At 71.1% G+C, this 14,968-nt stretch carries 8 protein-coding genes; all 8 read right to left on the reverse strand.

The features are described from left to right. Positions 1-117 precede the first annotated feature (117 nt). The 8 genes from ACQ4LY_RS00405 to purN all read right to left on the reverse strand — a co-directional run bounded on the left by ACQ4LY_RS00405 (position 118) and on the right by purN (position 14,942). Complete coding sequence (locus tag ACQ4LY_RS00405; protein ID WP_431074032.1) at positions 118-615, reverse strand: methylated-DNA--[protein]-cysteine S-methyltransferase; 498 nt, start codon at positions 613-615, stop codon at positions 118-120. Further along, positions 612-2,099 carry a DNA-3-methyladenine glycosylase 2 family protein gene (locus ACQ4LY_RS00410; protein WP_431074034.1) on the reverse strand — a complete coding sequence of 496 codons (1,488 nt, stop codon included), beginning with the start codon at positions 2,097-2,099 and terminating at the stop codon, positions 612-614. The genes ACQ4LY_RS00405 and ACQ4LY_RS00410 overlap by 4 nt, the downstream gene beginning before the upstream one ends. 74 nt (positions 2,100-2,173) lie before the next feature. Beyond that, the gene (locus ACQ4LY_RS00415; RefSeq protein ID WP_431074036.1) at positions 2,174-4,765 is read right to left on the reverse strand and encodes a LuxR C-terminal-related transcriptional regulator; all 2,592 of its coding nucleotides are present in this window, start codon (positions 4,763-4,765) and stop codon (positions 2,174-2,176) included. A gap of 52 nt (positions 4,766-4,817) precedes the next feature. After that, complete coding sequence (locus tag ACQ4LY_RS00420) at positions 4,818-5,456, reverse strand: hypothetical protein (protein WP_431074039.1); 639 nt, start codon at positions 5,454-5,456, stop codon at positions 4,818-4,820. Positions 5,457-5,538: 82 nt separating this feature from the next. Next, positions 5,539-11,796, reverse strand: coding sequence for a DUF6923 family protein (locus ACQ4LY_RS00425; RefSeq protein WP_431074041.1), 6,258 nt, complete (start codon positions 11,794-11,796; stop codon positions 5,539-5,541). 156 nt (positions 11,797-11,952) lie between these two features. Further along, a complete protein-coding gene (locus tag ACQ4LY_RS00430) occupies positions 11,953-12,402 on the reverse strand; it encodes a hypothetical protein (protein WP_431074043.1) in 450 nt (149 codons plus the stop codon). A 304-nt stretch (positions 12,403-12,706) separates the two neighbouring features. After that, positions 12,707-14,314 (reverse strand): bifunctional phosphoribosylaminoimidazolecarboxamide formyltransferase/IMP cyclohydrolase, encoded by a 1,608-nt coding sequence (purH, locus tag ACQ4LY_RS00435; RefSeq protein ID WP_431074045.1) that lies wholly within the window; start codon positions 14,312-14,314, stop codon positions 12,707-12,709. Positions 14,315-14,354: 40 nt separating this feature from the next. Further along, entirely contained in the window at positions 14,355-14,942 is a 588-nt protein-coding gene (gene purN / locus ACQ4LY_RS00440; RefSeq protein WP_431074047.1) for a phosphoribosylglycinamide formyltransferase, read from the reverse strand. Positions 14,943-14,968 lie beyond the last annotated feature (26 nt).

Raw genomic sequence — 14,968 nt, forward strand, 5'->3', positions numbered from 1 at the left:
CCTCCTCAGGGGCTCGGCTTCGTCGCCCGGTCGGCGCGACAGCCCACCAGCCTATTCCTGTGAACAAGCTGAGCGCAAGAGCGATTCCCGATCCGCCGAGATCGGCGCCCCTCGACGTCAGACCCGGGCGGATTCGCGCGCCAGCAGCCGTGCCTTGACGTCGACGCCCCACGCGAAACCGCCCAGCCTCCCGTCGCTGCGCAGCACCCGATGGCACGGGACGAAGAGCGCCGGGGCGTTGCGGGCGCAGATCGATGCGGCGGCGCGCACGGCGCGCGGGCTTCCGAGGCGCTCGGCGAAAGACGTGTACGTCAACGGGGCGCCGGCGGCGATCGCACGCAGCGCGGACCACCCGGCGAGCTGCATCGGGGTGCCGACCTGGGCGACGGCGACCTGGTCGATGGCCGCGAGGTCGCCGTCGTAGTACGCGCGCACCGCGTGGGCGGCATCCGTCTCGCCCTCCGCCACGTCGGTCGGGCGATGGGCTGCGCCGAGACGCGCGAGCACCGCCTCGGGGTCCGCGGTCCAGCCGGAGGCGAGCACCCGCTGCCGGTCGTCGGCGAGGATCGTGAACACGCCGTCGGCGGTGTCGAGGGACTGGATGATCGCGGTCATGACTGCTCCTTGCGGATGGGCGTGCGCGCTGCGCGCGTCGGTCGGACGGGCGCAGCGCGCCACAGGTGGGCGCTGAGGTAGCTGCGCCAGGGAGAGGTGCGCTCGGCCCAGCGCACGAGCGGTGCCGGGTCAGCGGGCAGCCCGGACGCCGCGGCTCCCGCGCGGAGGGCGACGTCGCCGGGGAGGAGGACGTCGGGATCGCCGAGCACGCGCATCCGCACGTAGTCCGCCGTCCACGGACCGATGCCGGGCATCGCGATGAGCGCGGCGCGCTGCGCGCCCCCGTCATCGCCCACGGTGAGGGTGAGCGAGCCGTCGGCGAGCGCTGCGGCGGCTCCGACGACGGCGCGGATGCGTGCGGCGGGGCCGCGGAGCACCTCGGCGCCGCGTTCGGCGATCGCGGTCATCGTCGGGAAGAGCAGCCCGTCATCCGTGCGCTCCCCCAGCGCCTCGGTCAGCGCGGTGAGAGCCGTGCGCGCGGCGGCGACCGTGATCTGCTGCCCGATCATCGCGCGGATCAGCATCTCGTGCGGATCCGCCGAGCCCGGCACGCGGATGCCGGGGGTCCGCGCCACGAGCGGCGCGAGCTCGGGGTGCCGACTCAGCGCCTCGTCGACCGCGAGGGGGTCGGCGTCGAGGTCGAAGATCCGACGCACCGTCGAGACGAGCGGGGCGAGATCGCCGAGCTGCGTGACCCGGGCGCGGAGGTGGAGCCGTTCGGCGGCGTCCTGCGACACCTCGAACCAGGCCGGGCCGCCGGGCATCCGCAGGTGGCGGGCGAACGACGTCTCCGTCGCCTCCTCGACGCCTGTGACGGCGCGTGCCCGCATCCAGTCGAAGACGCCGGCCGCGTCGAGCGGTCCCCGGTAGGGCAGGACGAGGTCGATCGCCCCTGGGGCCGCGGATGCCGAGCTCCGACGCCGCGCGCGCAGGGCGCCGGGTGTGAGCCCGAACACCTCCCGGATCGTGTCGTTGCACTGCCGGATGCTCGCGAACCCCGCGGAGAACGCCACGTCGGAGATGGGCAGGTCCGTGCCGACGAGCAGCATGCGGGCGGTGTGCGCGCGATGCGCCCTCGCGAGCGCCAGGGGCCCCGCCCCGAGCTCCGTCGACAGCAGGCGTGTGAGATGCCTGGTCGAGTAGCCCAGCCGACTCGCGAGGCCCGAGACGCCCTCGCGCTCCACGACGCCCGAGGCAATCAGGCGCATCGCCCTGGCGGCGACGTCGCCACGCAGATCCCAGGCGGGCGACCCCGGAGCGGCCTCGGGAAGGCAGCGCTTGCACGCGCGGAACCCCGCCTCGTGCGCGGCGGCGCTCGTCGGGTAGAACGTGACGTTCTCGGCCCGCGGGGTGCGAGCAGGGCAGCTGGGTCGGCAGTAGATGCCGGTCGAGCGGACCGCGGTCACGAACTGGCCGTCGAAGCGGGTGTCGCGCGCGCTGATCGCGCGATACCGCTCGTCGAAGTCGGTCACGGGAAGACTCATGTCTCCACTGTGACACGCTCCACGGACACCGGCTGGCGGAAATCGGACATGACAGTGCCTGCTCCGCGCGGCGGTCAGAGCAGGCGCAGCAGATGCGCCTGACGGAGGGCCTCGACCCTCGAGGACGCCCCGAGCTTCTCGTACAGCGCCCCGAGCTGCGTCTTGACCGTGTTGATGGACAGGAACAGCTCGTCGGCGATCTCCTTGCGGGTCGCACCCGCCTCGAGCGCCAGCAGCAGCGACCTCTCGCGCTCGGTCAGCGCGACATAGTGCACCTGTTCCGGGTAGACGTCCGCGGCGGCGTCCAGCGCCGTGCGCTCCTCGCGGGTGAGCACGATCGCGGCGGCGTCGAGGACGGCATCCAGGTCGGTCCGGCTCACGGTCGTCAGCACGCGCAGCGCCCCCGAGCCCCGCAGGAGCGGGATGGCCCGGTGCGCGGCGGCGCTCGCCGCATCGCGGTCCCCCAGGCGGAGCGCGCACACGGCGTCGAGCAGCAGCAGCTCGAGCCGGTCGCGCACACGGCGTCGCGCGTTCCAGACCTCGGCGCTGATGAGGATCCGCGCCTCCTCGTACTCCCCCGCCAGCAGATGCGCCCTGGCCCGCGGGACGGTCAGCAGCAGGTTCTCCGGGTGCTCGAGCATCCCGGCGACGGCCTCGTGCACGCGCCCCGCCATGAGCAGCAGGTCGGCGCGGGCGCGCGTCAGCAGCACGAATGCGCGCGCATCGCCTCCCCGCTGCGTCGCGTGCGTGCGCTCCGCCTCGTCGAGCTGTGCCAGGGCCGAGTCGGCGTCGCCGAAGTGGAGCGCGTACTGGGCGCTGACGTACGCGATGGCCTGCCACGCGTCCAGCGACGCCGACGCGTCCTCGTTGCGCGCGATCTCCTCCCGTGCACCCTCGCCGTCGAGCGCGTCGAGCTTCAGCAGAGCAGACGCGACGCGGGCGGGGGCGTGCACCAGGTGATCCGCCCAGTGCCCCCGGGTGGGTGCCTGCTGCTGACGCTCCAACCACAGTCGCGCCCTCGGGTGATCCGAACGGTACGCGTAGATGAGTCCGAGGCTGGCGGCCGCGTTCGCGGCGACGAGCGTGACGCCCGAACGCGCGGCGTGCTCCCAGGCGAGCCGATACGCCGGCACCGCCGCGATCTCGTCCCCGACGATCCGGTGGGTCAGGGCGGCCTGCAGGTGGAACCAGCAGAGGCGGTCTCCGGGCTCCTCCCCGTCGACGAGCCGCTGAGCCACGTCTGCGCTCACGCTCGTCGCGAAGGCCACCGCGTCCTCGAAGCGGCCGAGAGCACGCAGTCCGATCAGGCGCGCGGGCGCGAAGTGCAGGAGGTCCCGCAGACTCAGGCCGTCCGTCCCCTCCGCCAGCGCCCGAGACCCCGCCTCGGCATAGGCGCGGAACCACGCCGCGGTGCCGTCGACGCCGTCGCCGATCCCCCCGGCGAACACCGAGAGCGATTCGCGCGTGACGCGCATCCCGCGTTCGTCCGTCGCGACGTCGGGAGGCAGGGCGGCGAGCGCACGGTGGAAGCGCTGCGGGAAGGACATGAAGAAGAGCGTCGCGCGCTCCTGCCACAGGCGTACGGCCATGGGCCAGTCCTGGGCATGCACCGCGTGCTCGAAGGCCGACATGAGATCGTTCTCACCCGCGGCCGCCTCGAACCAGCGCGCGAACTCGCGATGAGCCGTCCGCGCGGCCTCAGGATGCAGGGTCTGGTACTTGTCCCGCAACAGCTCGCGGATCACCGACGGCAGGAGCAGCTCGACCCTGTCCTCCACGTAGCGCCGCTCGAACAGGCCGGGGCGCTCGAGCGCCTCCAGATGCCGATCGGGGTCCTCGGCGCCGGCGAGCGCGCGCACCATGTCCGTGTCCACCACCTCCGGCAGGGAGAAGCGCATGAGCGCTCCGAGCACCCTCTCATCGCGGACCGCGGGGAAGACCGTCGATCCGAAGTACTCGCGCACGGCCGCGAGCGGGAGGGGCGCATCGTCGCGCGTGAGCTCCAGCACGATGCGCACCGCGGAGATCCAGCCGCCGACGGCCTCATGCACCCGGCGCGCGACACGGGCGTCGACCGGTCGCCCCACCAGGCGCGACAGCTCCCCGATCTGGTCCGGCGTCAGCAGCAGCTCGCGCGACAGGATGACCCTGGTCTCGATCTCCGCGGCGCCCAGACGCTCGATCGGATGCTGCCGACGCGTGCTCACGACGATGCGGAGCCCTCGGTTCACCAGCGGCAGCCGGAGCAGGTCGCGGATGACCTCGGGGTCGTCGATCTCCTGGAAGTCGTCGACGACGATGACGACGTCGTCCGGGTCGTCCTCGCGGCCGCTCCACGGCGCCGAGGCGGCCGCCGCCGAGACCAAGGGGGCGTCGCGCACGACCTCCCGCCACTCCCGCCGCAGCGCGCTCTCGAAGCTCGCACGGTCATTCACCGAGGACGACGCCGTGAGCCACACCGTCGGCAGTCCCCGGCCGGCCCGCCGCCAGGCCCACTCGGCGAGAAGCGTCGTCTTGCCGTAGCCCTGCACGCCGAGGACCACGGTGAGCGCGGCACCGTCATCGAGACGCGCGATCAGCTCCGTGCGCGGCAGGAGGTGACGCGGCAGCGTCGGGAATCGGGGTCCCGTGCGCTCGGAGCCTGCGATGCTCGGAAGGACGCCCATGCTGTCATGGTATTGGTCGCCGGGGTCGACCCGGGTCGTCCTCGGCATCATGTCACGCGGGGTCGGACGCTCGTCGTCGCCGTGCGAGGATCACGAGAGTCCCCGCCACCGCGGCCAGGAGGACCGCTGCCGCGATACCGACCATCGGGACCGCGAGCGGGATGCCCTGCTCGGCCGCCGCGACCGGGATGGTCGGCTCTGCGGGGTTCTCGCGATCCGGGATGGTGTTCACGTCCGCCGCGCGGACCACCGGCGCCGACGCGTCGCCGACGTAGACGCTGGCGATCGTCGCGAGCTGGAACTCGGACTCCGGGATCTCCCCGATGTCCAGCGTCGCCGTCACGGTGCGCGACTCCCCCGACGCCACGGACACGACCCAACTGGCGTCGCTCCCTGAGACGGCGGCGTCGTCGGACGCCGCGTACGACGCGTAGCCGGGGGCGGTCAGCACCACGGTCGCGTCGACCGCGTCCGCGCCGGAGTTGGTGAGCGTGGCCTCGACCGTGAGGGCGCCGCCCGGCGACACCTCGTCGACGGCGTCCGAGATCTCGATCGTGAGGCCGGTGGGCGCCTCCGCCGCGGCCGCGGCGGAGGCGGGTGCCAGGGCCGTCGCGCCCACCAGCAGGGCGGTGAGAAGTGCGGGCCCGGCTCCGAGAGCGCGCCGGCGGCCGGGCTGAGAGGATGCGGTCACTGCGATGTCCTTGCCTTTCGTGATGTGCGCGGGTGCGGTGCAGGGGACGACGGCGGGGAGGGCCGTCGTCCCCTGCACCGGCTCAGGCCTCCTGGGTCCGCCGACGACGGCCGATCAGGAAGAACCCGCCGCCGATGAGGAGGGCCAGCAGAGCCGAGAGCCCCGCCGCCGTCCACGCCGCCGCGTCGCCGCCCGTCGTCGCCAGCGGCGGCACGACCGCGGTGTCCGTCGAGCAGCCGTCGAACAGCGCGCCCGGGGCGCAGACCGAACCGGAGTCCGCGGGTGCGATCACCGCGTTGCGCAGCGAACCGCTGCGGACGCCGTCCATCACGGTCACGGAGTACGTCACCTGGATGCTCGCGCCCACTTCCAGCGGACCGGACCACGACAGGACGCCGTCGCTCACCGTCGCACCCGCGCTGGCGTCGCCGTTGTACGTCGCCTCATCGAGCACGTCCGCGAGGTCGTCCGTGAACGATGCGGGCTCCTCCTCCGTGTAGTCCACCTGTCCGGTGTTCGTCACGGTGACGGTGTAGCCCACGACCTGGCCCGCGGTGACCTGCACGGCCGACGCCCGCTTGACGACCTCGTAGGAGGCGATCAGGGTCTCGGGTGCACAGGACTCCTCGTCGATGCAGTCGCCGCCGATCTCGGAGTCCGACAGCACGACGTTCGTCGCGATGCGGTCTCCCGTGGCCGGGGCGTCGACGGTCGCCGTGTAGGTGACCACCGCGGTCTCGCCGATCGCCAGCGGTCCCGTCCACTCGAGCAGCGGGTCCTCGAACGTCAGCTCGTCGCCGGGCGCCTCGGGCTCGTCATCACGCTGCACGATCGCGTCGTCGTTGTACGTCGCGTCGTCCAGCAGGTCGGTCATGTCGTCCGTGAACGTGGCCGACATCTCGCCGGCGTAGTCCACCTGACCGGTGTTGACGACCGTGATCGTGTAGGTGATCACATCGCCGGGACGCGCGGTCTCGGCATCCGAGGTCTTCTCCACGCTGTACGAAGCGACCCGGGAGACCACGTCGCAGTCCTCGGCGGGGTTCTCCGCCGAGCACTCGCCGCCGCTGCCGTCGGGCGTCAGCACCGCGTTGTCGAGGATGTCGTCGCCGGTCGCCGGCCGGTTGACCGTCGCCGAGTACGTGATCTCGATGCTGTCGCCGATCGCGAGCGGACCCGACCACGACAGCACGGGCTCGGTGTACACCGCTCCCCCGGTGGCGTCGTCGTTGTACACGGCGTCGTCGAGGACGTCGCTGAGGTCGTCCGAGAACGACGCCGGCGTCGCGGCGGTGTAGTCGACACGGCCGATGTTGCTCACCGTGATCGTGTACTGCACCGTCTGTCCCGGGACGACGATCTCGGCATCCGACGTCTTCGTGACGTGGAAGGCCGCGATCGGCGTCTCCACCGAGCAGGGCGCCTCCGGCGTGCACTCGCCGCCCGTGCCGTCGTCGGGGACGACGCCGTTCGTCAGCAGGTGATCACCGGTGGAGGGATTGTTCACCGTCACCGAGTAGGTCACGGTGATGCTCTGTCCCACGGCCAGGGGCCCCGCCCACGCGAGCGTCTGCCCCGTCACGACCGCACCGGAGCTCGCGTCGCCGTTGTACGTCGCGTCGTCGAGCACCTCGGAGAGGTCGTCGGTGAACGACGCCGGGTCGGCGGCCGTGTAAGGCGCCGTCCCCGTGTTCGTCACGAGGATCGTGTAGGTCAGGACTCCGTCGAGCGGGACCGTCGTGGCCGATCCGCTCTTCGAGACGGCGAAGGTGCGCTCCGCGGTCTCGGTGGAGCAGTCGCCCTCCGCCTCGCAGCCGCCGCCGTTGGCCCCGGGGACCACGGCGTTGACGAGGCTGCGGTCGCCCGTCGCGGGCGAGTCGACGGTCACCGAGTAGGTGATCGTGACCGACTGACCCACGGCGAGGGCATCCGCCCACGACAGCACCTGACCGGTGACCGTGGCGCCGTTCGTCGCGTCACCGTTGTAGGTCGCGTCGTCCAGGACCGCCGAGAGGTCGTCCGTGAAGGATGCCGGCGCGGCGTCGGTGTACGCCACGTTGCCCGTGTTCGTCACGACGATCCGGTACTCGAGCACATCGCCGGGGATGACGATGTCGGAGGACGCGGTCTTGACCACCGAGAACGACTGCACGTCGGTGACCGTCTCGCAGTCCTCGCACTCGCCGTCGCCGGGGATCACGCTGTTGGTGAGATCGCTGTCCCCGGTGCGCGGTGCGTTGACAGTGACCGAGTAGACGACCGTCACCGACTGCCCGACCGGCACCGCGCCGGCCCACGACAGGGTCGGAGCGGCATAGGTCGCGCCGTTCGTCGCATCGCCGTTGTACGTCGCGTCGTCGACGACATCGCTCATGTCGTCGGTGAAGGTGGCCGGGCTCTGGGCCGTGTAGGCCGCGTCACCCGTGTTCGTGACCGTCACCGTGTACGTCACGACGCTGCCGGGGATCGCGATCCCCGTCGACGCCGCCTTCGACACCGTGTAGGAGCGCACCACGCTGGAGACCGAGCAGTCCTCCGCGCAGTGCCCTCCACCCAGCGGCACGACCGCGTTGGTGAGGTTCTGATCGCCCGAGCGCGGGTCGTTGACCGTGAACGAGTACGTCACGCTGACGCTCCCGCCCACGGGGATGGCGCCGGACCAGTTCAGCACCGACCCGGTGACGGATGCCCCGGAGGAGGCGTCGTCGTTGTACGTCGCGTCGTCCAGGACGCCGGAGAGGTTGTCCGTGAACGCCGCGGGGCTGGCGGCCGTGTACGCCGCCTGACCCGTGTTGACCACGGTCACCGTGTAGGTGATGACGTCGCCCGGGTCGAGCACCGACGCCGACGCCGTCTTGGTGACGGAGAACGAGCGACCAGCGGTCTCGGTCGTGCACTCGCCGGTGTCGACGCAGTAGCCGGGGCCCTGGGCCACGACCGCGTTGCGGAGGATCTGGTCGCCCGTCTGCTGCAGGTTCACCGTCACCGAGTACGTGATGACGATGGTCTGCCCCTGAGCCAGCGCACCCGACCACGACAGCGTCGTGCCCGCGAGCGTCGCGCCGTTGGTGGCGTCGTCGTTGTACGAGGCGTCGTCGAGCACGCCCGACATGTCGTCCGTGAACGAGGCGTTCGGGATGTCGGTCTCACCCGTGTTCACGACCGTGATCGTGTAGGTGACGACTCCGCCCGGGTCGACGACCGTGGTGTTCGCCGTCTTCAGGAGGCTGAAGGAGGCGACATCCGTGGACGTCGAGCAGTCGGGGTCCGTGCTGCCGACGACGCAGTCGCCGAGCGGCGTGGTCACGACGTTGCGGAGGGTGCGGTCGCCCGTGGGCGGGTCGTTGACCGTCACCGAGTAGGTGACGACGATCGACTGCCCCACGCCGAGCGCACCCGACCAGGTGAGCGTCGTCCCGACGACCTGAGCGCCCTGGGTGGCGTCGCCGTTGTAGGTGGCGTCGTCGAGCACTCCGCTGAGGTCGTCGACGAACGACGCCGGGTCGGCTGCCGTGTACGCGGCCTGGCCGGTGTTCGTCACGGTGACCATGTACCCGACGGAGTCGCCGATGTCCGCCTGCGTCGAGGACGCCTGCTTGACGACCGAGTACGACAGGAGATCCGTCTCGGTCCCGCAGGTGACGCAGTCGCCGCCGTCTCCGGGGACGACCGTGTTGTCGAGGTTCCCGTCGCCCGAGCCCGCCGCGCGGACCGTGACGCTGTACGTGATCGACACCGACTGCCCGACGGGGATCGCCCCCGACCAGGAGAGCACCGGAGCCGCATAGCTCGCGCCGCCCGAGGCGTCGTCGTTGTACGCCGCGTCGTCGAGGACGTCGCTGAGGTCGTCCGTGAACGACGCGGGGTTCGCCGCCGTGAACGCGGACTGTCCGGTGTTGGCGACCGTGACGGTGTACGTCACGACGCTGCCGGGGGTGGCCGTCGCCGAGGAGGCGACCTTGGTCACCGCGAACGACCGGAGATCGGTCTGGGTGCCGCAGGTGACGCAGTCGCCTCCGGCGCCCGGGACGACCGCGTTGTCGAGGTTGCCGTCACCGGAGCCTGCGGCTCCGACCGTGACGCTGTAGGTCACGGACACGGACTGCCCGACCCCGACCGCACCGGCCCAGGAGAGGATCGGCGCCGCGTAGGTCGCGCCGCCCGAGGCGTCCTGGTTGTACGTCGCGTCGTCGAGGACGGCGCTCAGGTCGTCGGTGAACCGCGCAGGGTCGGCCGCGGTGTAGGCGACCTCGCCGGTGTTCGTGACGGTGACCGTGTACGTCAGCACGTCACCCGGGGATGCCGTGGCCGAGGACACGCTCTTGGACACCGAGAAGGACTGCAGTCCCGTCTCGGTCTGACACGTCGCGCAGTCGCCGCCCGAGCCGGGAACGACGGAGTTCTGCAGGTTGCCGTCGCCGGAGCCCGCTGCCGCGACCGTGACGCTGTACGTCACCGTCACCGATTGGCCCACCCCGACCGCACCGGCCCACGAGAGGATCGGCGCCGCGTAGGTCGCACCGCTCGAGGCGTCCTGGTTGTAGGTCGCGTCGTCGAGCACGCCGCTGAGGTCGTCGGTGAAGGATGCCGGGTCGCCGGCGGTGTAGGCGACCGTGCCGGTGTTGGTGACGGTGACCGTGTAGGTGACGACCTCGCCGGGAGACGCGTCGCCGGACGACGCCGCCTTCGTGAGCGAGAACGCCTGCACTCCGGTCTGCGTCTGGCACGTCGCACAGCTGCCCGACTGCCCCGGTACGACCGCGTTGAGCATGTTGCCGTCGCCGGAGCCGGCCGCGCGCACGGTCACGCTGTAGGTGATGTCGACGAACTGCCCGACCGGGACGGCGCCCGACCACGACAGCGTGGGCGCCGCGTAGGTGGCGCCGCCGGAGGCGTCGTTGTTGTAGCTGGCGTCGTCGAGCACGCCGCTCAGGTTGTCGGTGAAGCTCGCCGGGTTCGCCGCGGTGAACGCGACGTTGCCGGTGTTCTGGACGCGCACCGTGTAGGTGACCGATTCGCCCGGCGACGCAGCGGTCGTCGAGGCGGTCTTCGTCACCGAGAACCCGGGCTGGGCGACGGGGACGATCGTCGTGGTCGCGCTCGAGGAGTTGTTGGCCGGCACGGGGTCGGCCTCGTAGCCGAGGACCGTCGCGGTGTTGACGATCGTCCTGGGCGATCCTCCGGCGATGCCGGTGAGCGTGAAGGACGTCGACTGTCCGCTCAACAGCTGGTCGCCGGTGCAGGTCAGCTGACTGCCGACGACCGCGCACTCTCCGTCGGGAGAGGAGACGTTCGTGATCCCCGCGGGCACGGTGTCGTTGACGATGAAGCCGGACGAGCCGCCGGGTCCGTTGTTGGTGACCTGGAGCGTCCAGGTGATCTGGCCGCCGACCGTGACCGTCGCGGGCCCGGTCTTGACGATCGCGAGGTCCGCGGGGTCACCGGGCGCCGAGGTGCCGTCGTTGTTTCCGCTGGAGGGCCCCTGCACGGTGGAGATCTTGTTGAACGTCGGGTTGTTGCTGCCCGGGTTCGTGATGCTGATCTGGGTGATCACACCGCTGTTGTTGTTGGAGAAGGCGAGGTTGCCGTTTCCGTACGTCCACGCGCCGCCGTAGGAGCCGGTGTCGGTGAAGAAGTTCGCCGGCACCGCGATCTCGCGCCGCGTCTGGCCCACGGGGTCGATGCGGATGATGTAGTCGCCGTCCTGCGCGACACCCCACAGGTAGCCGTACGCGGCGGTGATGTCGCTCGCACCGTTCGGCGACTGGAGCGCGGGTCCGGTGAGCGCCAGTTCCTGGTAGTTGCCGTTGTTCGGGTTGATGACGTAGAGCAGGTCGTTCTGCGTGCGCGTCACGAGGAAGCGGTCAGCGAACTGACCCTCGCCGAACGTGCCGGCGATCAGGCTGTTCTGCGGCGTGTAGTCCGGCGCCTGCGGGATCGAGCCGACGACCCCGTCGACCTGACCGTCGCTGTTGATGCGCACGATGTTGTGCGACCGCGCGTCAGGGTCCGGGCCGAGCGGCGGCGTCATGCCGTAGATGTAGCTGTTGCTCTGCCGGAAGCCGATCGCGTTGTAGGTGTCGGCCGAGCCGACGGGCGTGAACGAGACCTGACCGTTCGCCTGCGCGGCCTGCGACAGCAGCGTGCCGCCGGCGCCGTCGCCCTGTGAGATCCACACCATGGGGACCTGAGGGTTGAACGGCGCGGCCGCTGCGGGTGCCGGAGCGATGCCGAACGCGACCCAGAAGGTCGACACCACCGCGGCGATGGCGGTCATCGCCAACGCGCGCAAGGGCACACGTCCGATCTTCCGCTCGGTGAACATGGTTCTGCGTTGCACGTCTGTCTCCCTCATGAAGGCACTCTCGGATGCAGACGCGACGCGTCGGCCTCCCCCTGATCTCTTCCTAGCAGCGGCCATCGCGGGCCTCGGAGCGGTTCCGCGACGGCGTCGCGATGGTGTTCCCTCGGTGTCGCATTCGCGTCGTTTCGGCGTTCACGCGTGCCCCGACGTGCCCTGCGCGTGGAGGAACGCGGTGGCAGCGCCGAGCGCCTCGCGGAGGTCGTTGTCCGCGATCGCTTCAGCCGGCGTGCGCTCCGAGAGCGCGGGGTTCGGAGAGATGAACCAGGCGCGCACGGTGCGCGCGGACAGGTGAGCTCCCAGAGCCCGGCAGATCCGGTACGCCGCGAACAGCCGTGTCTGGGTGGCGTTCGCGGGCTCGGGCCCGTCGGGGTTCGCCCAGCGGTAGGCGATGGTGCGATTCCTCGTCCCGGCGAGGGCTGCCACGAGACTGGCGCCGAGGATCGCGTTCATCTCCCTGACGACGCTGTGTATCTCGACGAGCGTCGAACGGGAGTGCATCGCGGCGACCGGATCCGGCCGATCCGGCACGCCGGCGTCACCTCCCGACGACGGCACGGCATCCTTCAGTCGGTCGGTGATCATGGCAGTCCCCCAGCTCTCGTCGGCGCAGGCATCGGCGGCCGGAGCGGCGGGAGGGCATGGCGAAGCACTCCCCCTGCACGGCACGCGCAGATTCGGCGGAGCATCCGCATACCCCGCCGAAAATCAGCCAATCGGCCCGGGTGGGCGCGAGACAAGCGCAACGGGCAGAATCACCCCTCGTTTCGCCCGCCCGTCACCCTTCTCCGCGTCGCGGCCGTCGCGCCCGCACCCTCGCCGCACCCGCCTCGAGACGCCGAGAGCCCGGCCGGAGGACTCCGGCCGGGCTCTCGCACGAAAGGGCGTGTCAGTGGAAGAAGTGGCGCTCCCCCGTGAAGAACATCGTGACGCCGGCCTTGCGCGCAGCGTCCACGACCTCTTCGTCGCGCACCGATCCGCCGGGCTGCACGATGGCCGTGACGCCCGCATCGATCAGCACCTGGGCGCCGTCGGCGAACGGGAAGAACGCGTCGGACGATGCGACGGAGCCTGCGGCCCGGTCACCTGCACGCTCGACCGCGAGGCGGCACGAGTCGACGCGGTTGACCTGGCCCATGCCGACGCCGACCGTGGCGTTGTCCTTCGCGAGGACGATCGCGTTCGACTTCACGGCACGGCAGGCCTTCCACGCGAAGATGAGGTTCTCCATCTCCTCGTCGGTCGGACGCTCACCCGAGACGAGCTCCCAGTTCTTCGCGACCGAGACGATGTCGTCGGGGAACCGGTCGGCATCCTGCAGCAGCAGGCCACCCGAGACCAGGCGCACGTCCATGCGCTCCTGCTGCCAGTCCTCGGGCAGCTGCAGCAGACGCAGGTTCTTCTTCGCCTTGAAGACCTCGAGGGCTGCCGGCTCGAACGACGGCGCGACGATCACCTCGGTGAAGATGTCCTTCAGGTTCTCGGCCATCTTGAGCGTCACGGTGCCGTTCGCCGCGATGACTCCGCCGTACGCCGACACTGGGTCGCACTCGTGGGCGCGGATGTGCGCGCTCGCGATCGGGTCGAGGGCGTTGGGAGCGGTGGTCGCGATGCCGCAGGGGTTCGCGTGCTTGATGATCGCGACGGCGGGCTTGACCATGTCGTAGGCGGCGCGCAGCGCGGCATCCGCGTCGACGTAGTTGTTGTACGACATCTCCTTGCCCTGCAGCTGCGTGGCCTGGGCGATGCCGTGACCGCCGACGCGTGTGTAGATCGCGCCGCGCTGGTGCGAGTTCTCGCCGTAGCGCAGCGTCGCGAGGCGCTCGGCCTGGATCGTGAGGTGCGTGGGCAGGTCCTCGCCGTCGCCCAGCGTGCCCTCGGCGAACCAGGCGGCGACCGCCGTGTCGTAGGCGGCCGTGTGCGCGAACGCGCGCGCTGCGAGCTCGCGGCGCTGGGTGAGCGTGGTGCCACCGCTCTCGATGGCGCTGATGATCCCGGGGTACGACTGCGGCGAGACGACGATCGCGACGTTCGCGTGGTTCTTCGCCGCGGCGCGCACCATGGCGGGGCCGCCGATGTCGATCTGCTCGACGACGTCGTCGCCCTCGGCGCCCGAGGCGACCGTCTCGACGAACGGGTAGAGGTTCACGACGACGAGCTCGAACGGAGCGATGTCGAGGTCGGCGAGCTGGCGCTCGTGGTCCTCGAGGCGAAGGTCGGCGAGCAGACCGCCGTGGATCTTCGGGTGCAGCGTCTTCACGCGACCGTCGAGCATCTCGGCGACACCGGTGACGGCGGCGACGTCGGTCACCTCGAACCCGGCCTCGCGGATGGTCGACGCGGTCGAGCCGGTCGAGACGATCTGCACGCCCGCCTCCGACAGGGACTTCGCGAGCACGAGCAGATCGGTCTTGTCGCTGACCGAGACGAGTGCGCGGCGCACCGGGACGGTGTCGCGATCGCGGTACAGCGAGTGGTCGTGGCGGGGGCCGGCCATGATGGGCTCCTTCGTGCGAGGGTGGCGTGCGTGGTTCGGTTCAGGGTGCGGAGGACAGCGAGAGCTCGCCGGTCGCGATGCGGCGCACCACGTCGATGAGCAGTCGGCGTTCGACGGGCTTGATGCGCTCGTGCAGGGTGTGCTCGGTGTCGCCGTCGAGGACGGGCACCCGCTCCTGCGCCAGGATCGGCCCGGTGTCGACGCCGTCGTCGACGACGATCACACTGGCGCCCGTCTCGGAGACGCCTGCGGCGAGCGCGTCGCGCACGCCGTGAGCTCCGGGGAACTCCGGCAGGTACGCGGGATGCGTGTTGATCAGGCGCGGCGCGAGGCTCGCGACCAGTGATGCCGGCAGCAGTCGCATCAGGCCGCTGAGCACGACGAGGTCGGCGTTCCAGACGGCGAGCTGACGTCCGAGCTCTTCACCCCACGCGTCGCGCGACTCGTGCTCATGCCACGGGACCGTGAAGCTCGGGATGCCGAACTCCTCGGCGTGAGCGAGTCCGTCGGCTTCGCGATCGGCACCGACGACCACCACCCGCGCAGGAAAATCGGGGTGACGAGCGGCCTCGAGGAGGGCGCGAAGGTTCGAGCCGGTGCCCGAGATGAGAACGGCGACCGTGAGCACGCGCCAAGTCTACCGGGGCCGAGGTG

Source organism: Microbacterium phyllosphaerae (assembly GCF_050628115.1).
Lineage (GTDB): Bacteria > Actinomycetota > Actinomycetes > Actinomycetales > Microbacteriaceae > Microbacterium > Microbacterium phyllosphaerae_A.